The 22,839-nt window shown below is 66.5% G+C and carries 18 protein-coding genes; 11 read left to right on the top strand and 7 right to left on the bottom strand.

Features of this window, described 5'->3' with window-relative positions; all coding sequences use genetic code 11:
- The first annotated feature begins 9 nt into the window (after positions 1-9).
- Positions 10-447 carry an HIT family protein gene (locus ACIA48_RS25460; RefSeq protein ID WP_396738189.1) on the top strand — a complete coding sequence of 146 codons (438 nt, stop codon included), beginning with the start codon at positions 10-12 and terminating at the stop codon, positions 445-447.
- Positions 448-450: 3 nt separating this feature from the next.
- Complete coding sequence (locus tag ACIA48_RS25455) at positions 451-894, top strand: nitroreductase family deazaflavin-dependent oxidoreductase (RefSeq protein ID WP_396738187.1); 444 nt, start codon at positions 451-453, stop codon at positions 892-894.
- Here ACIA48_RS25455 and ACIA48_RS25450 read toward each other — a convergent pair whose 3' ends face one another.
- Together ACIA48_RS25450 and ACIA48_RS25445 are read right to left on the bottom strand one after the other, a co-directional pair.
- The gene (locus ACIA48_RS25450) at positions 895-1,932 is read right to left on the bottom strand and encodes an LLM class flavin-dependent oxidoreductase (protein WP_396738185.1); all 1,038 of its coding nucleotides are present in this window, start codon (positions 1,930-1,932) and stop codon (positions 895-897) included.
- Positions 1,933-1,945: 13 nt separating this feature from the next.
- Positions 1,946-3,178: an FAD-dependent oxidoreductase gene (locus tag ACIA48_RS25445; protein ID WP_396738492.1), complete on the bottom strand. Its 1,233-nt coding sequence runs from the start codon at positions 3,176-3,178 to the stop codon at positions 1,946-1,948.
- Between the two features lie 54 nt (positions 3,179-3,232).
- Between ACIA48_RS25445 and ACIA48_RS25440 the strand changes: the two genes are divergently transcribed.
- Positions 3,233-3,886 (top strand): TetR/AcrR family transcriptional regulator, encoded by a 654-nt coding sequence (locus ACIA48_RS25440; protein ID WP_396738182.1) that lies wholly within the window; start codon positions 3,233-3,235, stop codon positions 3,884-3,886.
- On the opposite strand, the gene ACIA48_RS25435 is transcribed toward ACIA48_RS25440, so the two are convergent.
- Positions 3,825-4,649: a uracil-DNA glycosylase gene (locus ACIA48_RS25435; protein ID WP_396738490.1), complete on the bottom strand. Its 825-nt coding sequence runs from the start codon at positions 4,647-4,649 to the stop codon at positions 3,825-3,827. The genes ACIA48_RS25440 and ACIA48_RS25435 overlap by 62 nt on opposite strands.
- Before the next feature lie 79 nt (positions 4,650-4,728).
- Between ACIA48_RS25435 and ACIA48_RS25430 the strand changes: the two genes are divergently transcribed.
- Entirely contained in the window at positions 4,729-5,952 is a 1,224-nt protein-coding gene (locus tag ACIA48_RS25430) for an MFS transporter (RefSeq protein WP_396738179.1), read from the top strand.
- Here ACIA48_RS25430 and ACIA48_RS25425 read toward each other — a convergent pair.
- A complete protein-coding gene (locus tag ACIA48_RS25425) occupies positions 5,949-8,570 on the bottom strand; it encodes a LuxR C-terminal-related transcriptional regulator (protein WP_396738176.1) in 2,622 nt (873 codons plus the stop codon). The genes ACIA48_RS25430 and ACIA48_RS25425 overlap by 4 nt on opposite strands.
- A gap of 116 nt (positions 8,571-8,686) precedes the next feature.
- Here ACIA48_RS25425 and ACIA48_RS25420 point away from each other — a divergent pair, with 116 nt between their 5' ends.
- From ACIA48_RS25420 to ACIA48_RS25405, 4 genes are all read left to right on the top strand, one after another.
- Positions 8,687-10,345 carry an L-lactate permease gene (locus ACIA48_RS25420; protein ID WP_396738174.1) on the top strand — a complete coding sequence of 553 codons (1,659 nt, stop codon included), beginning with the start codon at positions 8,687-8,689 and terminating at the stop codon, positions 10,343-10,345.
- A gap of 28 nt (positions 10,346-10,373) precedes the next feature.
- Positions 10,374-11,741 (top strand): FAD-binding oxidoreductase, encoded by a 1,368-nt coding sequence (locus tag ACIA48_RS25415; protein ID WP_396738171.1) that lies wholly within the window; start codon positions 10,374-10,376, stop codon positions 11,739-11,741.
- Positions 11,742-11,822: 81 nt separating this feature from the next.
- Positions 11,823-13,073 (top strand): cytochrome P450, encoded by a 1,251-nt coding sequence (locus ACIA48_RS25410; protein WP_396738168.1) that lies wholly within the window; start codon positions 11,823-11,825, stop codon positions 13,071-13,073.
- Positions 13,073-13,657: a TetR/AcrR family transcriptional regulator gene (locus ACIA48_RS25405; protein ID WP_396738166.1), complete on the top strand. Its 585-nt coding sequence runs from the start codon at positions 13,073-13,075 to the stop codon at positions 13,655-13,657. The genes ACIA48_RS25410 and ACIA48_RS25405 overlap by 1 nt, the downstream gene beginning before the upstream one ends.
- 18 nt (positions 13,658-13,675) lie before the next feature.
- Here ACIA48_RS25405 and ACIA48_RS25400 read toward each other — a convergent pair whose 3' ends face one another.
- From ACIA48_RS25400 to ACIA48_RS25390, 3 genes are read right to left on the bottom strand one after another with little or no spacing between them, the layout of a single operon-like run.
- Complete coding sequence (locus tag ACIA48_RS25400; RefSeq protein WP_396738163.1) at positions 13,676-14,395, bottom strand: siderophore-interacting protein; 720 nt, start codon at positions 14,393-14,395, stop codon at positions 13,676-13,678.
- A 27-nt stretch (positions 14,396-14,422) separates the two neighbouring features.
- The gene (locus ACIA48_RS25395) at positions 14,423-15,565 is read right to left on the bottom strand and encodes an acyltransferase family protein (protein WP_396738161.1); all 1,143 of its coding nucleotides are present in this window, start codon (positions 15,563-15,565) and stop codon (positions 14,423-14,425) included.
- Positions 15,562-17,250, bottom strand: a complete 1,689-nt coding sequence (locus tag ACIA48_RS25390; protein WP_396738158.1) for a DEAD/DEAH box helicase — start codon at positions 17,248-17,250, stop codon at positions 15,562-15,564. The genes ACIA48_RS25395 and ACIA48_RS25390 overlap by 4 nt, the downstream gene beginning before the upstream one ends.
- A gap of 111 nt (positions 17,251-17,361) precedes the next feature.
- On the opposite strand from ACIA48_RS25390, the gene ACIA48_RS25385 reads away from it, so the two are divergent.
- From ACIA48_RS25385 to ACIA48_RS25375, 3 genes are all read left to right on the top strand, one after another.
- Positions 17,362-17,895, top strand: a complete 534-nt coding sequence (locus ACIA48_RS25385) for an LppP/LprE family lipoprotein (protein ID WP_396738489.1) — start codon at positions 17,362-17,364, stop codon at positions 17,893-17,895.
- Positions 17,896-18,013: 118 nt separating this feature from the next.
- Positions 18,014-21,421 carry a TM0106 family RecB-like putative nuclease gene (locus ACIA48_RS25380; RefSeq protein WP_396738155.1) on the top strand — a complete coding sequence of 1,136 codons (3,408 nt, stop codon included), beginning with the start codon at positions 18,014-18,016 and terminating at the stop codon, positions 21,419-21,421.
- A gap of 34 nt (positions 21,422-21,455) precedes the next feature.
- Positions 21,456-22,808, top strand: a complete 1,353-nt coding sequence (locus tag ACIA48_RS25375) for an FAD-binding oxidoreductase (RefSeq protein ID WP_396738152.1) — start codon at positions 21,456-21,458, stop codon at positions 22,806-22,808.
- The last annotated feature ends 31 nt before the right edge of the window (positions 22,809-22,839 follow it).

Genomic DNA, 22,839 nt, shown 5'->3' with positions numbered 1-22,839 from the left:
CGTAGCCGAATGTCCTGTGTGTTCTGCGCCGTCGTCGCCGGCGACTCTCCGGCCATCAAGATCTATGAGAATGACGACTACCTGGCACTACTGGACATCCGACCGTTTACCCGGGGCCACACGCTGGTGATCCCGAAACAGCACACCGTCGACCTCACCGATACGCCGCCGGACACAGTCGCAGCCATGGTGACCATAGGGCAGCGAATCGCACGGGCCGCGCGACAGTCCGGGCTGCACGCCGACGGCAACAATGTCGTCATCAACGACGGCAAGGCCGCCTTTCAGAGCGTCTTCCACATCCACCTGCACGTGCTGCCACGCCGAAGCGGTGACAAGCTGTCCTTCGCGAAAGGCATGCTGGTGCGACGAGACCCGGACCGGGAGGAATCCGGACGTCTCCTTCGAGAGGCGCTGGCGAAACTCGACTCCGCTGAGCAGGATTGACCCATGACGTCACGTGTGCAGCGGGCGATGCTGAAGATGCTGAGCATCCACGACAAGATCTACCAGGGGACCAACGGCCGGATCGGCCATCGACTGCCCTTCGCCCCGCCAAACCTGCTGCTGCGCTCAGTCGGTGCGAAAACCGGTGCGGCACGGACGAATACGCTGACTTACGCCAAGGACGGAAGCAACTATCTGGTCGTCGCGTCCAACGCAGGAGCGAGACGTTATCCAGCGTGGTACCACAATTTGAAGGCGAACCCTGAGGTCGAGATCAACGTGGGACCCAAGCGGTTCGGAGTCACGGCGCGCATCGTGGGCCCAGACGATTCCGACTACGCGCGCCTGTTCCGCATCGCCGACGAGAACAACAGCGGCCGCTACACGGCCTACCAGAAGAAGACGACGCGACCGATCACGGTCATCGCGTTGACGCCAAAAGGCTGACTAGAAGAGCTCTTTGGCGAGCAGTTCAAGCGTCTTGTCCCGCGCGGGTGCTGTGGCCGGGTCGGTGCCACGACGCGCAGAGGCGGCGGGGTTGACCATGATCTCGTCGACACCGAACTCATCGGCCAGCGCACGCATCTGCCCTGCCGCCTCGGTCGGCGAGCCGACCACTGAACGGCGCAGGACGGCGTCTGCGACGAGTTCTGCCTGAGGGCTGACCACTGCGGCTTCGGCGTCCTCGACCAGGTCCAGCGCCCCGAGCGGCTGTCCCGTCCGCAGCCGGGCCATCATCTGCAGGTTCGGCAGCGCCAGAGCCAGTGCCTCGTCGCGTGTTTCGGCCACCACCGCATTGACGGTGAGGAACGTCAAGGGTTCGGGTGCCAGGTCGCTCGGCCGGAACTGCGACCGGTACACCGCCAGCGCCTCCGCGGTGCCTTGACCCGAGAAGTGGTGCGCGAATACGTACGGCAGCCCCTTCGCGGCGGCGAGATGCGCCGAGTACATCGACGAGCCCAACAGCCACAGCTTGGGTTCCGTCACCGCGGCCGGGGTTGCTTTGAGGACGTATCGCTGGTTCGGGATCGGCACCCGCACACCGCGGGCGCCCATCAGCGCGACCACGTCGTCCAGATACTCCGGGAATGCCTCGATATCCCGATCGTCGCGACCGGCCGCACCGCGCAGCGCCATCGACGTCACCGGGTCGGAGCCGGGTGCCCGGCCGATGCCGAGGTCGATACGCCCTGGGTGCGCGGCCTCCAACAACGCGAATTGTTCGGCGACCGCCAGCGGCGCGTGGTTGGGCAGCATGACACCGCCCGAACCGAGACGGATCCGGGTGGTGTGCGCGGCGAGATGGGCGATGACCACCGGCGGGCTGGTTGCTGCGACAGAGGGCATGTTGTGGTGCTCGGCGACCCAGTAGCGGGTGTAGCCGAGCCGGTCGGCCGTCTGCGCCAGTCGGGTCGACGCCGCCAGCGCATTCGACGTGGACTGGTCGGTACGCACCGGGACGAGGTCTAGGACGGAAAGCTGCATTGCACCATCAACGCTACGTCGTCCCCGCGGCTTCCCTGACGAGCACATCCGGGTCCGGCTGCTCTTGCAGCAGCCGCTGAATGGGCCGCAGCGCCCGCTCGACACTGACGAACCGCATCACGATTTCCCGAGCACAGGCCAGGCTTGTGCTGCGATGGAGCATCAGCTTCGCGAGCTGGCGCGAGTTGTCCTGGGCGGCCTCCACTCGGGGGCGTTGGCTGCGCTCGTACGCCCGCAGTAGACGGGATAGCCGCCGCGTATCCGCGTGTTGCAACATGCGGGCGAGTACCCACGCCGACTCCATCGCCATGCCCGCACCCACGCCCGCGGTCGGCAGGAAACCAGCGGCGGCGTCGCCCAGTAACACGGTGCGGTCGGTGGTCCACGCTGGTGCGCGACAGTCGGTCAACGACCAATAGTAGGGATCGGGCTCGCCAGCGACCGCCGTCAACGCCTGGGCGATCCGCGGGTTGACTGCCGACAGCCTGCCCCGTATCCACTCGACGAACGGCGCCGGTCCCACCGCGGTGTCGGCCCGCGGGCCGCCCAGGAAAATCCCGAGCTGCCCCGCGACGGGATACATGCCGATGAAAAAGCCGTCGCCCCAGACTTCTTCGCCCAGGTCGCTGTCCTCGTCTATCGGTGCCCACACCACCCAGCCGCCCCACTTCGTGTCGGTGATCCCGATTGGCTGGTATGCCGGCACCAGTTGTCGCGCCGTCGACCCCATCCCGTCGGCGATGACGACGAGGTCGAACTCGAGGTGTTGTGTCCCACCGGCGGTCGCGACACCGACCTCGACACCGTGCGATGTTTCCCGCACCTCGGTGATCGTCGAGTCGAACGTGACGGGGCATCCGTCGGCCGAAAGCACGTCGAGCAGCGCGCCGCGTGCGATTCCGCGATAGTCACCGAAGTCGGCGATGATTTCGGCCATCGAGTCTTCGCGCAGCAGTCGGCCGGTGTGTCCGTGCACGGCGTAGCGCTCGAACGAAACGCTGGACGCGCGATACCGCTCGCGGACGCCGAGGTCGTCGATGGCGCCGTCGACCATCGGCATCAACGCCAGCATGTAACCGGCCGCTGAGGCGCCGCTGGCGCGCTCGATGACGACCGGATGGCGTCCCTGCTTGCGAAGCAGCTGCGCGGCCGTGACACCCGCGATCCCCGCCCCGATCACCAACACCCGCAGCTCGTCGGCGCCCGCCTGGTCATATTGCTCCAAGGCGGGTATCGACGTGAACATATCGTCCAAATTACCATTCTGTGTACCAGCTGGTCCACTTGCTATCATTCCCACGTGAACACAGGCCGTCTCCGGCGGATGGACCCCGAGCGGAGGCGCCGACTCGTCGAGGTATCGGCGGTCGAATTCGGCTCTGCTGGATACGAAAACGCGTCGCTGAACCACATCGTCGACGCCTGCGGTATGAGTAAGAGCTCCTTCTATTATGTGCTGCCCTCAAAAGCTCACCTGTTCGAATTTGTGGTAAGCGAATTACTCGATGCTGTCGCGTCGACCATCACAATTCCGAAACCCGAGGAATTCGCAGGTCGCGCGTTCTGGCCGCGGCTCGAACGGTTCTTCGCCGACCTCGTCGTCGCAGCACAGACCCACGAGTCGTTCCTCACTCTGGGGAGGATGTTCTACAGCCAGTCGCCGCCGGCCGAACAGGGCACCGTCAGTGAGACTCTGACCACCGTGCGCACCTGGGTCGAAGAACTGTTGCTGGTCGGTCGTGCGTCGGGCTCGGTGTACGACGACCTGCCGCAGGCGTTGCAGGTCAGCCTGGCATTCGGTGTCATCGCGGTGTTCGACGAATGGACGATGACCCACTACGACGAGATTCCGCCCACCGAGGTTGGCGCATTGGCCGCTGCGCAGTTCGCGACTATTCGACGGATGCTAGAGCCTTCGCCCGCGCAAACACGTCGTCGACCATCTGCGGAGTGAGCCGTCCGGTGAATGTGTTCTGCTGGCTCGGGTGATAGCAGCCGACGAGCGTGACCTCGCCGAGGTCGGCCGTCACACCGTGCCCGAACCGCGGTGCCGGCGACCCGAGGGCAGCACCGCCATTGCGGACCATCTCCAGCGCCGCCCGCCACGCGAACCCGCCCAGCGCGATGATCACCCGCACCGACGAACGGGTGAGCCGCCACTCGGCGTCGAGCCACGGCGCGCACACTCCCCGCTCCTCGGGAGTCGGCGCGTTTGCAGGCGGAGCGCAACGCACCGCGGCGGCGATGCGAGTGTCGTTGAGCCGCAATCCATCCGCGGCGTCCACACAGAGCGCTTGATTCGCCAGTCCGGTACGGTGTAACGCGGCAAAGAGGAAGTCGCCTGAGCGATCACCGGTGAAGATCCGGCCGGTTCGGTTGGCGCCGTGCGCCGCAGGCGCCAGACCCACGATCAACACCCGCGGGCGCGCAGCCCCCCACCCGGGTATCGGGCGTCCCCAATACGGTTGGTCGGCGAAGGACTTGCGCTTGGCGACGGCGACGTCTTCGCGCCACCGCACCAGCCGCGGACAGGCCCGGCAGACCGATATCTCGGCATCGAGTTGCTCCACCGTCGTCACCGCTTTCGCCAGCCGGACCACCCGCTTCGGCGTCGACGCGACGGCGGTCGCGGACGAGGCCTGGTCGCCGGGCCAACCCGTACCTGGGGACACCGGAGAGCCGAACAGCGCGCCGGTGCGCGGATGGGGCAGGTCCATCTCCACATACACACTGTGCCCGCGCCGCAGATTGCCGTGCCCAGCGGCCCTCGCCGCTGTTATCTTCGTCAAGATCGATATGACGAAGAGCACGCGCGGTCCGCTTTTCCTGGTTCTGTTCTCCGCGCTGATGGCAGGCGCCGGTAACGGCATCTCGATCGTGGCGTTTCCATGGCTTGTCTTGCAGCGCAACGGCTCTGCACTCGAAGCGTCGGTTGTCGCGATGGCGGGAACACTGCCGCTGCTTGGGGCGGCCCTGATCGCCGGCGCAGCGGTGGACTATCTCGGGCGACGACGCGTGGCGATGATCTCCGATGCGCTATCGGCGGCGTCGGTGGCTGCGGTGCCGATTCTGGCGCTGACGTTCGGGGTCGACGTCATCAACGTTGTGGTGCTGGCCGTGCTCGCCGGTCTCGGCGGCTTCTTCGATCCGGCCGGCATGACCGCCCGAGAGACGATGTTGCCGGAGGCGGCCGGTCGGGCGGGCTGGACCCTGGACCACGCGAACAGCGTCTACGAGGCGATCTTCAACCTGGCCTACATCGTCGGGCCGGGTATAGGCGGTCTGCTCATCGCCACGCTCGGCGGCGTCAACACCATGTGGATCACCGCGACGACGTTCGTGTTGTCGATCGTCGCGATCGCCATCCTGCGCCTGGAGGGCACGGGTAAACCCGACCGAGACGCGCTGTCGGAGAGCGTCTGGGGAGGCATCGTCGAGGGGCTCCGATTCGTCTGGCGCAACAAGGTTCTGCGCACGTTGGCATTCATCAGCCTCGCAGCCAACGGCCTGTACATGCCGATGGAAAGCGTGCTGTTCCCGAAGTACTTCACCGACCGAAACGAACCCGCGCAGCTCGGTTGGGTGCTGATGGCGATGGGCATCGGCGGTTTGGTCGGAGCCTTGGGATACGCGGTGCTCTCCAAGTACCTGAGTCGGCGCACAACGATGCTGACCGCGGTCATCACGCTCGGCGCGGCGATGACTGTGATCGCGTTCCTCCCGCCGTTGCCGCTCATCCTCGCGCTGAGTGCTGTGGTCGGTCTCGTGTACGGGCCGATCGCGCCGATCTACAACTACGTCATGCAGACACGTGCTCCGCACCATCTGCGCGGCCGGGTGGTCGGCGTGATGGGATCGCTCGCCTACGCGGCAGGCCCTCTCGGGTTGATCGTGGCGGGACCGCTCACCGACGCCGCGGGTCTGCACACGACGTTTTTGGCACTGTCGCTGCCGATGCTGCTCCTCGGCATCGTCGCAGTGTTCCTGCCCGCGCTGCGGGAGCTGGACAGCACCCGCTAACGCGTGGCGGCCGGCCCCGCCCGAGCGATGCTCGCCAGCTCCTCGCGGGAGCTGGCCCCGACCCGTTGACACGCGCGATAGACGTGGCCCTCGACGCTTCGCACGGACATCACCAACCGGTCGGCGATCTGACGGTTGGACAGACCAGCCAGAACGAGTTCGACGATCTCGCGCTGACGTCCGGTCAGGGGCTGGCTCGCCGGGCTGCGCAGCGCCGGTGTGCACAGCCCGCCGCACGCGTCGCTGAGTTCCTTGGCCACCGCCGCGGCCCAGAGACCTCGCTTGCGCTGCTGATCCCCGGTGAAAGCCACGGCCGCCTGCGCCGCGACGTCCGCGGCGGTCGCGCGGTCACCGATCGCCCGGTATTCGCCGGACGCGAGCAGGAGACCTTCGCCGTCGTTAGCAGCCAATGATTCCGTATGCCGGGCAACGGCTTTGGCCAGCGGCAGGTCGTGCTCACCGGCGAGCTCGCGGGCCCTTGCGGCCCCTGTGACGTCGCCCCACTGCGCCGCCACTTGCAGACACGCCAGCTCGTGTGTCGGCTGTTCGCGTTCGCGCGCCTGCGCCGCCGCCGACTGAACCGCGGCGATCGCCTCGGCGACGCAGCCGTTCGCGGCGAGCGACCACCCGGTCGCGATACTCTGCGCCGTCTGCATGAACAGATAGTCGGGCGGCACACAGGACTGTGCCTCCACAATCGCAGCCTTGGCGGCCTCCGCTTCGCCGAGTTTCGCGTGCGCCTCGGCAAGTGAGAAGCAGGTGGCAGGGCGCAGACCCGATGTGCCACCGTGCCTTTCGGCACCCGCAAGCGCCTCGTGCAGGAGTGTCACGGCGACCTTGACGTCGCCGCGCATCAGGGCCGCGACGCCCATCAGGGAGGCCAGATTCGCGTAGGCCAGGCTAGGTGCGTCACGTGCCGAGTCGGAAAGCCGTGCGACCATCTCGACACATTCGTCGATTCGGCCGGTCAGCCTGCAGGCCCTCGCGTAGACGCTGCCGAACCAGAACCGCATGTGAGACGCCTGGAACGAAGTCATGGCACGGTCGAGCGCGGCCTGCGCGACCGTGGAGAGGTCATCTCCCCGCCCCAGCGCACCCATCGCCATGGTCAATGCGACCGACGCCAACATCACGGGGAAATCCGACAGCAGACCCGAGTCCAGTGCCGCCGTCGCCTTTTTGGCAGCGTCGTCGCACCGTGCGGATGCTGCGTCGACACACGCTTCCACCGCAGTCCGCGCCGCCACATCGGCAGGCGATTCCGGACCTCGGGCCAGTTCGTCGAGCAGAGCCGCGGCGTCGTTGCACCGCCCGAGCATCCAGATCATGTTCGCGGCCCGCAGGGTGACCCACTGGTGTGCCCCCTCGGGGCCGTCATCATCGATCGCCCGCAGGGCGTCCTCGGTGTCGAGGCCGCGGCCGAGGAAGAACCAATTCATCGCCCGCACGCCGAGCGCGTCGGGCGCTCCGGCAGACGCCGCGGTAGCGGCAAAGCGGTCAGCCAGATCGAGGTCCAGCAGCGTCATCGCGTGCTGCGCAGCCTGCAGGCACAGACGCGGATCCGGTGGCAGATCGGACTCCAGCGCGAGCAAGGCCCTACGCACCGTCGCCTGCGGATCCGCGTCCGGATCCTTTGCGAGCCGTTCGGCCAGGCGGCCGCGAATCTTCGACAAGTACATCTCGCCGGCCACGGTCCGTCGCAGCTCCCCGTAGAGCGGATGGGCCAGACGGGCGATGAGTTGATCTCCCGAGCGCTCGATGGCGATCAGGCGCATCTGCTCGGCGTTCTCGAGGTCGCTGCGGCCCACCAGATCGCACAGCACATCGACGGCGAGTGGTTCGCACTGCGACAGAGTGTCGACGACGAGCGCCACCTCTGGCGTGAGTTCGTGCAACTGCCTGCCGACCATGTCCGTGATGCTCTGCGACACCGCGACGTCGCCATCCCACATCCAGACACCGGCCATCATCCGCATCCGGCCCGCGGCAACCTGATCCTTGACGAGTTGGTGCAGGAAGAGCGCGTTGCCGCCGGTGAGCTTCCAAAAGCGTTGAACGCTGCGAGCATCGATCGCGCCACCGAGGGCGGCCTCGATCATCGCGCGCGTGCCGTCGACGGTCAGCGGCTCCAGATCGAGGCGAGTGAGCAGGTCGTCCTTCCACAGCGCCGTGATGGCATCGGGCGGTGTGGCACCCGTCCGCATGGTCACCACGAGGCGGACGCCGCGGGTGTGAGCGAGCTGATGAACGACGTGCGCGGACAATCCGTCTAGCAGATGTGCGTCGTCGACGCCGATCAGGACGCGACTCTGACGCTGGTGTGCGAGCAGGGAATTGATCACGTGCCGGACGACGGGCATGGGGTCGGCGATCGCGTCGCCGATCAACGAGGTGAAGGCGCCAAGCGGAAGTGCGCGCGCGGACTCGGTGCCGACGATCCAGTTGGTCCGCTCCCCCGATGTCTCGGCGCGCGCGAGAACTTCGCGTGCGAGCCGAGTCTTTCCGACCCCCGCGGCGCCCACGATCACGACGCCGGAATTCTTACTTCCCCCACTGAGCGTGCGACGGATCGCCGAGAGCTCACTGTCGCGTCCCGCCAGCGGATCCCCGCTGATCACGGCGCGACTATAACGCGCGTCAATTCTGTGCGCTGGCATTTCACGGGCTGTTTGTGTTCATGGCCGACATGGGTAACCGAATTCCGATGTGACGCGCGCCACAACCGAGGGAAGCCATGTACCAGCAGATACTTGATCCGGTTGCCGACTCGCTGGCCTGGAGCGCAGTGGTCGCCGCATTGCCCCTACTCCTACTGTTCGTGATGCTCGGCGCCCTGAAGGTGACGGCCTGGGTGGCGTCGCTTATATCGCTGGCGGTCAGCATCGTGATCGCCGTCCTCGTCTACGGCATGCCTATCGGGCAAACCCTGCTGGCCGGCACCGAGGGTGCCGCATTCGGATTCTTTCCGATCCTGTGGATCGTCATCAATGCGATCTGGGTGTACCAAATGACCGTCGAGACAGGGCATTTCGATGTGCTGCGACGCTCGTTCAGCCAGGTGAGCGACGACCAGCGGATTCAGGCCATCATCATCGCCTTTTCGTTCGGCGCGCTGATCGAGGCGTTGGCCGGGTTCGGCACCCCCGTCGCGGTCACCTCGGTGATGCTGATGGCGCTCGGCTTCAAGCCGCTGAAGGCCGCCGTCATCGCATTGGTCGCCAACACCGCGCCCGTCGCGTTCGGCGCCATGGCAACCCCGATCATCACGCTGGGCAAGGTCACCGAACTTCCGGTCGACACGCTTGGAGCGATGGTGGGTCGGCAGACGCCGATCCTGGCGCTGTTCGTTCCGCTCGCGCTGGTCGCGATCGTCGACGGCTGGCGTGGCATCCGGGAGACGTGGCTGGCCGCGGCGGTTTGCGGATTCGTCTTCGCGCTCGCCCAGTACGCCACCTCGAACTTCCTGTCGGTGCCGTTGGCCGATGTGGTCGCCTCGCTGCTGTCGGCCGCCGCGGTGGTCCTGTTGGTACGGGTCTGGCGGCCGCGACACGCCTACACCGAGGAGCCCGCCGCCGTCGCGGGCGGCGCGGTTGACGAACCGTCCGCCGAGTTCGCTCAGCGGGTCGAAAACGCCGACGGCCGCCACGATTCGCGCGCCGACGTCGTTCGGGCGTATGCGCCGTACGGCATCATCATCGCGGTTTTCGTCGTGTGTCAGATCTCTGCGGTGAAGAGCCTGCTCGACAAGGCCACGTTCGCGTTCAACTGGCCGGGACTCGACGTCGTCGACCCGGACGGCGACCCGCTGTCACTGACGAAGTTCAGCCTGAACCTGCTCACCACTCCGGGCACCCAGATGCTCGTCGCCGGGTTCCTCACGATGGTCGCGTTGAAGCTCTCCGCGCCGCGCGCGCTGAAAGCGTACGGCGCGACGCTGCACCAGCTTCGGTGGGCGATCGTGACGGTGATGGCGGTGCTGGCGTTGGCGTTCGTGATGAACCTGTCCGGTCAGACGATCACGCTCGGCACCTGGATGGCCGCAACCGGCGGATTGTTCGCAGTGCTCTCGCCGATCCTCGGATGGCTCGGCGTCGCCGTCACGGGGTCCGACACCTCGGCGAACTCGCTGTTCGGCGCGCTACAGGTGACCGCCGCGAATCAGGCCGGGCTTTCGGAAGTCCTGATGGCGGCCTCCAACAGCTCGGGAGGCGTATTGGGCAAGATGATCTCGCCACAGAACCTTGCGATTGCAGCCGCGGCCGTCGGACTCGATGGCAAGGAAGGCGACATCTTCCGCAGGGTCGTGCTCTGGAGTCTGGGCTTCCTGCTACTGATGTGCATCCTCTCGGGGCTGCAGGCCACTCCGGTGTTGTCGTGGATGGTGCCGTCATGACATTCAACGCTGCTCGTAGCATCGACTCATGAGTGCGGATGCGCTGGCCGGCCTGACAGCCGAATTGCCCGAAGGTGCCGTTGTCACCGATCCCGACATCCTGGGGTCCTACCGACAGGACCGCGCATTCGATCCGAATGCCGGAACACCGCTGGCGGTGGTGCGGCCGCGTTGCACCGAAGATGTGCAGGCGGTACTGAGATGGGCCACAGCCAACAAGGTGGCAGTCGTGCCCCGAGGCATGGGCACCGGATTATCCGGCGGCGCAACCGCTTTGAATGGTGCGATCGTCCTGACCACCGAGAAGATGCGCGACATCACCGTCGACCCGGTGACCCGCACGGCAGTCGCACAGCCGGGACTGCTCAACGCCGAGGTCAAGAAGGCGGTCGCCGAGCACGGGCTGTGGTATCCGCCGGATCCGTCGTCCTTCGAAATCTGCAGTATCGGCGGCAATATCGCCACCAATGCCGGCGGGCTGTGCTGCGTGAAGTACGGCGTCACCACCGACTACGTTCTCGGTCTCCAGGTGGTCTTGGCCGACGGCACCGCGGTGCGCCTCGGCGGTCCCCGGCTGAAGGATGTCGCGGGCCTCTCACTGACCAAACTGTTCGTCGGCAGCGAAGGCACGCTCGGCGTCATCACCGAGGTGACGCTTCGCCTGCTGCCGCCGCAACGGGTGGCCAGCACGGTCGTAGCGACGTTCGATTCCGTTGAGGCCGCGGCGCAATCCGTCGTCACCATCACCGGCAAGATGCGGCCGTCGATGCTGGAGTTCATGGACTCGGCGTCGATCAACGCCGTCGAGGACAAGCTGCGGATGGGACTGGACCGGACCGCCGCTGCGATGATGGTCGCCGCCACCGACGACCGCGGCGCCACCGGTGTCGAGGACGCCGAATTCATGGCCGAGGTGTTCACCAAATACGGTGCGAAAGAAGTGTTTACCACCGCGGACCCGGATGAGGGCGAGGCGTTCGTCGCGGCCCGCAGATTCTGCATCCCCGCCGTGGAGATGAAGGGATCGCTGCTGCTCGAGGATGTCGGCGTCCCGCTGCCTGCGCTGGCCGAGCTGGTCGGTGGTGTGGCGAAGATCGCCGCGAATCACGATCTGTTGATCTCGGTGATCGCACATGCCGGCGACGGCAACACCCATCCGCTGATCGTGTACGACCCCGCCGACGCCGCAATGACCGAACGCGCCCATCAGGCGTTCGGCGAGATCATGGATCTGGCCGTCGGCCTCGGCGGCACGATCACCGGCGAGCACGGCGTCGGCCGGTTGAAGCGCCCCTGGCTCGAAGGCCAGATCGGCCCGGATGCGATGGAACTCAACCGGCGGATCAAGGCGGCGCTCGACCCCGACAACATCCTCAACCCCGGGGCAGCGATCTGATCACTGTGCGTTATCTGCGACAAATTGGCCAATCTGCTTCTACCTATTGACACTCCCGGTGGCCTGTCGTACCAATGAGACATGACAGCCTCTTTGTCTCGGGTGTCTCAGGACTCACCGGTCCGTTTTGAGCTGGCCACCGCGAGTACGTGGGCCAGCCCATGGGGGATGTACCGGGCGCTGCGTGACCACGACCCCGTGCACCACGTCATCCCCGATGACAGACCCGACCACGACTACTACGTCATGTCACGGCATGCCGACGTCTTCGCGGCGGCGCGCGACCACGAGACGTACTCGTCAGCCCAAGGTTTGACCGTCAACTACGGCGAACTCGATCTCATCGGCCTGGCCGACAACCCGCCGATGGTCATGCAGGACCCACCGGTGCACACCGAGTTCCGACGGTTGGTGTCACGAGGGTTCACACCGCGCCAGGTCGAGGCGGTCGAACCCAAGGTGCGTGAGTACGTCGTCGAACGGATCGAGGGGTTGCGCGCCAACGGTGGTGGCGACATCGTCGCTGAACTGTTCAAGCCGCTGCCGTCGATGGTCGTCGCGCACTACCTCGGTGTGCCGGAAGGCGACCGCGACAAGTTCGACGGGTGGACCGACGCGATCGTCGCCGCGAACACTGCCGAGGGCGGCGTCGCGGGAGCGCTTGAGCATCTCGGTGATGCACTTGGCGAGATGATGGCCTACTTCACCGCGCTGATCGAAAAGCGCCGCGTCAAACCCGAGGATGACACGGTCTCACATCTCGTGGCCGCGGGCGTTGGCGCGGACGGCGACATCGCGGGAGTGCTGTCGATCCTCGCCTTCACCTTCACGATGGTCACCGGCGGCAACGACACCACGACCGGCATGCTCGGCGGTTCAGTGCAGCTGCTGCACCAGCGGCCCGACCAACGAAAGTTGCTGGCCGACAACGCCGATCTGATCCCCGACGCGATCGACGAGTTTCTGCGTCTCACCGCGCCGGCGCAGATGCTCGGCCGCACGGTGACCCGCGACGTCACCGTCGGCGATACGACCATCCCCGAGGGACGGCGAGTGATGTTCCTCTACGGATCAGCCAACCGCGACGAACGCCAGTACGGCGACGATGCCGGCGAACTCGACGTGACCCGTAAACCACGCAACATCCTGACGTTCAGCCACGGCGCCCACCACTGCCTCGGTGCCGCGGCCGCTCGGATGCAATCGCGTGTCGCACTGACCGAGCTGATGGCCCGGATCCCCGACTTCGAGGTCGACGAGGACGGAATCATTTGGGCCGGTGGCAGTTACGTGCGTCGGCCGCTGTCGGTTCCGTTCACGGTCATCCGCTGATGGCGGGCGACTGGCTGGCTGCGCGGCGCACCGAGGTCGCCGCCGACCGCATTCTTGACGCGGCCGGCGAACTGTTCGCCGAGAAAGAGGCCGCGACCGTCGGCATGCACGAAATCGCCTCGGCCGCAGGATGCTCCCGCGCGACGCTGTACCGGTATTTCGAGAACCGCGAAGCGCTCTACACAGCGTACGTACATCGCGAGGCCTACCGGCTCTATCGCGAAATGACCGATCAGATCAACGCCGTCGTCGATCCGCGCGACCGACTGATCGAAGGCCTCATCGCGTCACTGCGCAATGTGCGCGAAAGCCCTGCGCTGGCATCGTGGTTCGCGACGACCCAGCGACCGATCGGCGCGGAGATGGCCGAGGAGTCAGAGGTCATCAAGGCACTGACCGAGGCATTCGTGATCTCGCTGGGCTCCGACGACCCCGACCTGGTCGCGAACCGCGCGCGCTGGTTGGTGCGCGTCATGACTTCACTGATGTTGTTCCCCGGACACGACGAGGACGACGAGCGGGCGATGCTCAACGAGTTCGTCGTGCCCATCGTGCTGCCCGCGGCACGGGAGACCGCCGGCTAGCACGGCTGCCGCCCGCGGTCACGCGACCCAGTAGGCCTGCGCCTTGATGGATTTACGCGGAATGCCGTAGTCCTCACGCAGCACCTTGGCGACTGCGCGGGTGGTGCGGTTGTCGCAGGCCACCCAGCCGAAGTGGTCGGTGGCGTTGAACGCCGACGAGCTGATGCGCTGGATCAGGGCCTCGCCGTTGTTCTTGCGGTCGACCCACTCGGCGTCGACGTTTCGTCCGCCCACTGGCAGGTCCTTGTCGCCGTCGTGACTGGCTTCGAGGAACACCCATGCGGGCGTGTCGCCGATCGCGTCGAGTAGCGAGTTGATCGCGGGCAGCGAGGCGGTGTCGCCGACGATGACGTAGCCCGCGGGCTGCGGTTCGGGCAGTGCGAAGTTGCTGCCGAGGACCGTCACATCGACGGCGTCCCCCGGCTTCGCGCGGCGCGCCCAGTTGGCTGCGATGCCGTCGTGCAAGGCGAACTCGATGTCCACGGTGCCCGCGACCGGGTCCGGGTCGACGAGCGTGTAGCCGCGTTGATGCAACTTGTCCCCGTCGGCGAACCACATCCGGATCCACATCGTCGGGTGCAGCGACCGGGCGGCCAGCAGGCCGCCGGCGTCAAAGCTCAGGCGCACGTAATGGGGACTGAGCTCATGCCGCTGGGTCACGGTCAGCGTGTAGTCACCGGCTCCGAGGAGCTTGAGTACTGCGCCGGGGAACCCGCGCGACAGCTTCGTATCGGACATACGAGTTAGGTTACCCTAACTTGTAGTTCAGCTGGTGCGCACGCGGGTGAGGCGGTGCAACAACCAGGCCAGCGGGACCGTCACCACGAACGTGACGATGAACAACCACCACATCGACCCGGTGTAGATCGGGTACCGGACGATCTCGACCATCACGAGTTCCATCGTCAGCAGATGGATCAGGAAGATCTCGTAGGAGATCTCGCCGAGGAAGACCATGGGCCGCGAAGCCAGGAACTTCGCGTAGATGCCGCGGTCCCCCAGCGCCAGCGGCGCCACCATCAGCGTGGCGATCACGGCGTAGAAGCCCGCCTTTACCAACGCCTCGCGCAGCTCCGCCGGTGACGTCGTGGGCGCACCGCCGATCGGCGTGGACACGATGAAGTAGCAGACCACCGCGAGCGGAATGCATGCGAGCGCGTACGCCCGAACCCCCAGCGGCTGCAGCGCTGCAAGGAGCATGCCGCCGAGGAACCACACCAGATACGTCGGCAACCACAGCCGCGCGGCGTCGGGCAGGAAGTCGGTGGTGTGCACGAGGATCAGCCACGCCGGGGTGAGCAGTGCCAGCCCGCCGAGACCGGCCAACAACAGACCCGGCCGCCACTGCCTGCGGCACAGCACCACGAGCAGCAGGTAGGCCAGCGCCGGCAGCGCAATGTAGAACGCGACCTCGACCGCCAGGCTCCACATCTGCGTAAGCCCTTGGTGCAGGAACGAATACAGGTAGTTGTCCGTGTAGATCTGGGTCAGCGTGAGATTACGGAACAGGCCTTCCCAGGTATGTCCGGGGTTGGGGCCCGCCGTGCGGAAGTGGTACAGCAGATATGCGGCGAGCACCGTCACGACATACGCGGGCATGATGCGTCGCACCCGGTGCCAGGCGTAGCGGCGCACCGAGGGCGGGGCTGCACCCGTCGCGGCCGCCTTCACCCACGGGCTGAAGAGCAGAAACCCGGAGAGCACAAAGAAGATCGGCACCCCGATCTCGGCGCGCGACCACACCAGACCGGCGTAACCGTGCGTGTACTTGCCAGTGGTGTACGCGGCGTGGGTGAGCATGACCAACAGCGCCGCCACGGCGCGGATGCCGGTGAGCGACGCGACCCGCTCGGGCTTACCGACGGATTCCAGTCCGCCTTGGGCATCGACACTGTTGGACAGGGTCATTTGGATTTGTGGCCTGGCTTCCCGCCCTTGCGTGGCGGACGATCAGGTTGCAAGTTGATCAGAATGCCCTGGATACGGGTGTTCTCAAGCTTTTTCAGCGTCTCGCGGGACAGCTTGGGAGGCAGCTCCACCAGCGAATGGTCGGGCCGGATCGAGATGTGCCCGAAGTCGCTGCGGTGCAAGCCACCCTCGTTCGCGATGGCGCCGACGATCGCTCCTGGCATCACCTTGTGGCGCTTGCCGACTGCGATGCGATAAGTGGCGAAGTCGCCCCGTCGCTCGCGCGGCTTGCGCGGACCGTCCTCGCGCGGCGGGCGATCGGGTCGTTCTCGGCGCTTCTCCGGCGGCGGCTCGGTCATGAGGAACTCTTCGCCGTCACGACTCTGCAGCGCCAATGCCGCGGCGATATCCGCCAGGGGCACGTCGTGATCGCGCTCGTATCCTTCGATCAGCTTGCGGAACAACTCGATTCCCGGCGCGGCAAGCGCCTCGGTGATCGAGTCGCGGAACTTCGCGACGCGCTTCTCGTTGACGTCGTCCACCGAGGGCAGCTCGATTTCGACGAGTTTCTGCCTGGTGACCCGCTCGATGGACTTGAGCAGATGACGTTCCCGCGGCGTGACGAACAGCAGCGCGGTCCCGGACCGGCCCGCCCGGCCGGTTCGCCCGATGCGGTGGACGTAGGACTCCGGGTCGTGCGGGATGTCGAAGTTGACCACGTGCGAGATGCGCTCGACATCAAGTCCCCGGGCCGCCACGTCGGTGGCCACCAGAATGTCGAGACTGCCGTCCTTGAGGGAGTTGATTGTGCGCTCGCGAACCGCCTGCGGGATGTCGCCGTTGATCGCCGCCGCGGAAAACCCACGTGCACGCAGCTTTTCGGCCACCTCTTCGGTGGCCTGCTTGGTGCGGACGAACACGATCATCGCGTCGCCCTGCTCGACCTCCAGCAGACGCGTCAGCGCGTCCATCTTGCGCGGGTAGGACACCTGGATGTAGCGCTGCGTGATGTTCTCGGCGGTCTGGGTTTTCGCCTTGACGGTCACCTCGACCGGATCGTGCAGGTACTTGCTGGTGATCTTCTTGATCGCCGGCGGCATGGTTGCCGAGAAGAGCGCGACCTGTTTGTACTCCGGGGTGTCGGCGAGGATGCGCTCGACGTCCTCGGCGAAGCCCATCTGCAGCATCTCGTCGGCCTCGTCGAGCACCATGTAGTCGAGGTGCGAGACGTCGAGCGTGCCCTTCTCCAAGTGATCGATCACTCGTCCCGGGGTGCCCACCACGACCTGCGCGCCGCGTTTCAGCCCGGCGAGTTGGGGGCCGTAGGACGATCCGCCGTACACCGGCAGGACGTTCACGCGAAGGTGGGCGCCATACCGGCTGAACGCCTCGGCCACCTGCAGTGCGAGTTCACGAGTCGGCGCCAGCACCAGGGCCTGGGTGGTGCGGCTGTCGGTGTCGATCTTCGACAGGATCGGGATGGCGAACGCCGCGGTCTTGCCGGTGCCCGTCTGTGCCAGGCCGACAACGTCGGAACCTTCGAGCATGGCCGGGATGGTCGCGGCCTGGATGGCCGACGGCGACTCATAGCCGACCTCCTTGACGGCCTGCAGCACCGACGGGTGTATGTGCAGGTCGTCGAAGGTTAGTTCTGCCCGGTTCTCGTCCGGGTCGGAGGACGTCATCAAGCGATGAGTCTAGTGCCCGTCAGCTGCCCGACCCGCCGCGCGGCCTGCCCGATCGCCGTGGCGGGTTTCGGTACGGTGCGCAACGTGAAGTCGGCGGTCGTGATTTGCATGGTGACGTTCGGGGTCGCGTCGGCGGTTGTCGGGTGCGGCTCGAGCGACTCCACGGCGTCCAAGACTCCCGGGCCACCGGCGTACACGAGCACCCCACCGCCCGCAGCCGCACCCGCCCCGTCGGGACCGGTCGGGGCTCCGGCCGGCGAAGCCGACCCGTGCGACGTCAACCTGGCGGCACCCGAGATCGCGAGTGCGGTGTCGGAGTTACCGCGCGATCCGCGCAGCAATCAGGCGTGGAGTCCCGAACCGCTGGCGGGCAATTACAACCAATGTGCGCAGCTGTCGGTGGTGATCGTGAAGGCCAATACCAACGCCCAGAACCCCAACACCCGCGCCGTCATGTTCCATCTCGGGCAGTTCATCCCCACCGGTGTGCCGGATACGTACGGCTTCAACGGCATCGACAATGCCGTGACCACCGGCGACACCGTCGCGCTGCGGTATTCCAACGGAGTGTCGGGGCTGGACAGCGTGGTGCGATTCCGCTGGAACGGCAACGGCGTCGAGCTGATCGGCAACACGGGTTAATTTCCGCGCCGAACGTCCGCCGAGACTGCTGACAGATCGTGGTTTCGCCATTGATCGCGATCTGTCAGCAGTCTCGGCGAGTACTTGAGGTGTCGCTGGGCTCACCTACAGTGGCAGCGTGTTCGTTGTCGCCGAGGGCACACAAGACCGCGTCATCTACAGCGCCTCCGATCTCGCGGCGGCTGCCCGCTGCGAGTACGCCTTGCTGCGCGCATTCGACGCCAAACTCGGCCGGGGCCCTGCCGTCTCCGTCGAGGACGAACTGCTCGCCCGCACCGCCAAGCTCGGTGGCGAGCACGAGCAGCGCCATCTCGACAAGCTTCGCGAGCTGTCCGAGGAGAACGTCGCGATCATCGGTCGGCCCGACTACACCGTCGACGGGCTGACCGCGGCCGCCGAGTCGACCATGCGCGCGGTCGAACGCCGCGCGCCGGTGATCTATCAGGCCGCGATGTTCGACGGCCGTTTCGCCGGTTTCGCCGACTTCCTGGTGCTGGACTCCGATGAATACCGGCTGCGCGACACCAAACTCGCGCGTTCGGTCAAGGTCGAGGCCCTGCTGCAGCTCGCCGCCTACGCCGACACCCTCGCCCACGCCGGCGTACCGGTGGCATCGGAGGTCGAGTTGGTGCTCGGTGACGGCGCGACGGCGAGATACCGAGTCGACGAATTGCTTCCGGTGTATCTCAGCCGGCGCAGCAGCCTGCAACGGCTGCTCGACGACCACCTCGCCGGCGGGGCTCCGGTCACGTGGGAGGACGAGCCCGTGCGCGCGTGTTTTCGCTGTCCGGAGTGCGAGGTCCAGGTCCGCGCCCACGACGACCTGCTGCTCGTCGCGGGGATGCGGGTAAGCCAACGGGCTCGCCTTATTGATGCGGATATCACTACCGTCGCCGACCTCGCCCGGCACACCGGTCCCGTGCTCGAACTGTCTGCGCGCACGGTGAAGGCACTGGCCGACCAAGCTCGACTGCAGACCTCGCCGAGGGTGAACGGCAAGCCGCCGTACGAAGTCGTCGACGCGCAGCCGTTGATGGTGCTGCCCGACGCGAACAAGGGCGATCTGTTCTTCGACTTCGAGGGCGACCCGTTGTGGACCGTCGACGGTCGCGAATGGGGGCTCGAATACCTGTGGGGCGTCCTCACCGTCAATGACGACTTCCACCCGTTCTGGGCGCACGACCGCGCCAGTGAGCGCAAGGCTCTGGTCGACTTCCTGGCCATGGTGCGCAAGCGGCTGAAGCGCCATCCGGGCATGCACATCTACCACTACGCCGCCTACGAGAAGAGCACGCTGCTGCGGCTGGCCGGCCGCTACGGCGTCGGCGAGAACGATGTCGACGACTTGCTGCGCGACGGCATCCTCGTTGACCTGTATCCGTTGGTGCGCAAGAGCATTCGGGTCGGGACCGAGAACTACAGCATCAAATCCCTCGAGCCGCTCTACATGGGTAACGAATTGCGCGACGGCCAGGTGACCACCGCAGCCGATTCCATCACGCAGTACGCGCGCTACTGCGCGCTACGCGACGAGGGCCACGCCGACGAAGCGGCGGTCGTGCTCAAGGAGATCGAGGAATACAACGTCTACGACTGCCGGTCCACGCGCCGCCTGCGTGACTGGATGATGGCGCGCGCCATCGAGTCCGGCGTCCCGCCGCGCGGTCCACAGCTCGTGCGCGACGACGTTGCGCTCGAACTCGGCGACGACCTCGAACGCAAGCTGATGAAGTTCGCGGGCGACGGCGTCGAGGCGCGGACTCCCGAGCAGACCGCGGTCGCGATGGTCGCTTCCGCCCGGGGGTACCACCGTCGCGAGGACAAGCCGTTCTGGTGGAGCCATTTCGACCGCATCAACAATCCCGTCGATGAATGGTCGGACAACAGCGACGTTTTCATCGCCGAGAAGGCGTCGATCGTCAACGACTGGCACCAGCCACCGAAAGCACGCAAGCCGCAGCGCCATGTGCGGCTGTTCGGTGAACTCGCGAACGGCGAACTGACGAACAGCATGTACGCCTTGTACGACCCACCTGCGCCCGACGGCCTTGCCGATGACCCCGACCGCCGTGGCTTCGGCAGCGTCACCGTTCTCGAATGCAATGACCCCGAGGTGCCCACCGAAGTCGTGGTCTGCGAACGACCACCCAAAGACCGCGACGTGTTCGACCAGGTGCCGTTCGCGCTGACGCCGGGACCGCCGATCAACACCAAGCCGCTGCAGGAGTCGATCGAAGCGACCGCTTCCGAGGTGGCCACCGGGCTGCCCACCCTCCCGTGCGACGCCGTGACCGACATCCTGTTGCGCCGCCCGCCCCGCACTGTCAGCGGCGGTGCGCTCCCCCGCAGCGGCGTGATCGCTGACGACATTGCCTCAGCGCTAAGCGATCTCGATTCCTCATATCTCGCGGTGCACGGCCCGCCGGGCACCGGCAAAACCTTCACGTCCGCGAAGGTGATCGCGCGGCTGGTCAACGACCACGCATGGCGCATCGGGGTTGTCGCGCAGTCCCATGCCGTGGTGGAGAACCTGCTCGGCGGCGTGATCGAAGCGGGAGTCGACCCGGATCGGGTGGGCAAGAAGAAGAGCCAGGGAGCGCCGTGGCGCCAGGTCGACGAGAAGGACTACCCGGCATTCATCGCCGGCACGGAAGGCTGCGTGATCGGCGGTACCGCTTGGGATTTCGCCAACAGCGGACGCGTTCCCCGCATGTCGCTCGATCTGCTCGTCGTCGAAGAGGCGGGCCAGTACAGCCTCGCGAACACCATCGCCGTCGCACCGGCTGCGCGCAACCTCCTGTTGCTCGGCGACCCCCAGCAGTTGCCCCAGGTCAGTCAGGGCACCCACCCCGAACCGGTCGACACGTCGGCGCTGGGCTGGCTCATCGACGGAAGGCACACGCTGCCAGCCGAATTGGGTTACTTCCTGGATCAGTCGTATCGCATGCATCCGATGGTGTGCGCTGCCGTGTCACGGTTGTCCTATGACGGCAGACTGCGATCGTTCGACGCGGTGACCGGGGCGCGTCACCTCGAAGGGCAGGTGCCCGGGGTGCGCGTGCTCACCGTCGAACACGACGGCAACTCCACCGACAGCCCCGAGGAGGCCGATGCGATCGTCGCCGAGATCGACGGCCTGCTCGGCAACGACTGGACCGACGAGAAGGGCACGGCGCCCCTGGCTCAGCAGCACGTGATGGTCGTGACGCCCTACAACGCACAAGTCGTCACGCTGCGCCGGCGCCTTGACGACGCGGGCCTGACCGACGTCGAGGTGGGCACAGTCGACAAGTTCCAGGGCAGGCAGGCGCCCGTGGTGTTCGTGTCGATGACCGCGTCGTCGGCCGACGACGTGCCACGCGGAATCGCGTTCCTGCTCAACCGGAATCGGCTCAACGTCGCTGTCAGCCGGGCCAAATATCTCAGCGTCATCGTGCAGTCGCCGCTACTGACCGAGTATCTGCCGGGAACCCCGGATCGCCTCGTCGAGCTGGGCGCGTTCCTGTCATTGCGCGGCGTCGGCTGAGCCGACAATTCAGCAGGTGTGATAGACCGACGGGATGAGCTTGACCGAGCGGCTGGCCGAGATCGTCGGCTCCGGCTACGTCAGCACTGACCCCGACGTGCTGGACGGCCGCAGCGTCGACCACACCGGGCGCTATCGCGGGCGCGCCGGTCTGCTCGTCCGGCCGGGCTCAGCCGACGAAGTCGCGGCGGTGCTGCGCGCGTGCCGCGACGCGGGCGCGTACGTCACCGTGCAGGGCGGCCGAACCTCGCTGGTCGCGGGCACAGTACCCGAGCACGACGACGTCTTGCTGTCGACCGAACGGCTGCGCGACGTCGACGACGTCGATGTGCCCGAGCGTCGCATCCGAGTCGGCGCCGGTGTCACGCTTGCCGAGGTGCAGCGGGCGGCGACGGCGGCTGGGCTGGTGTTCGGCGTGGATCTGGCCGCACGCGACTCGGCGACCGTCGGCGGTATGGCCTCGACCAACGCCGGCGGACTGCGCACGGTCCGCTACGGCAACATGGGCGAGCAGGTCATCGGCTTGGACGTGGCGCTGCCCGACGGGACGGTGGTGCGCCGTCACAGTCACGTGCGCATGGACAACACCGGCTATGACCTGGCGTCACTGTTCATCGGCGCCGAAGGCACGCTCGGCGTCATCACCGGCTTGGACCTACGACTCCACCCTGCCCCGCGCAGCCGGGTCACCGCGATCTGCGGGTTCGCCGACCTCGACGCACTCATCGAGGCGGGCCGCGTGTTCCGCGAGATGGAGGGTATCGCGGCGCTGGAATTGATCGACGCCCGCGCGAGCGCGCTGACCGCCGAACATGCCGGGGTATCCGCGCCCGTCGAGGGCGCCTGGCAGCTGTTGATCGAGTTGGCGGGCGACACCGACCAGACAGAGCGCCTCGCCGAGGTGCTCGAAGAAGCGCAGCTGGCAAGCGAACCCGCAGTCGGTGTGGATGCCGCCGCACAACAGCGGTTGTGGCAGGTACGCGAGGCCGTCGCCGAGGTGCTCGGCGTGTACGGCCCGCCGCTGAAATTTGATGTCTCACTGCCTCTTTCAGTGATCCCTGCGTTCGCGAGCCAAGCGGCCGACCTGGTCGGCGAGCATGCCCCGGACGCCATCCCGGTGCTGTTCGGACACATCGGCGAGGGGAATCTGCACCTGAATTTGGTGCGATGCGCGCTGGAATCTGAGCCCGAGCACGCCCTGTACTCGGCGATGATGACGCTGATTGCGCGTCTGGGCGGCAACGTCAGCTCCGAGCACGGCGTCGGAACCCGCAAGCGCGACTACGTTTCGATGTCGCGCACCGAAGCCGATATCGCGGCGATGCGCGCGGTCAAAGCGGCGTTCGATCCCACCGGCTACCTCAATCCCGCGGTGCTCTTCGGCTAGCAGTCGTCGCGAGCAGGGCCCACGCGCCCAA

The organism is Mycobacterium sp. NPDC051804 (assembly GCF_044452905.1).
GTDB lineage: Bacteria > Actinomycetota > Actinomycetes > Mycobacteriales > Mycobacteriaceae > Mycobacterium.
Note: the sequence above shows the minus strand (reverse complement) of the source record. Positions and strands in the feature narration are given on the sequence as shown.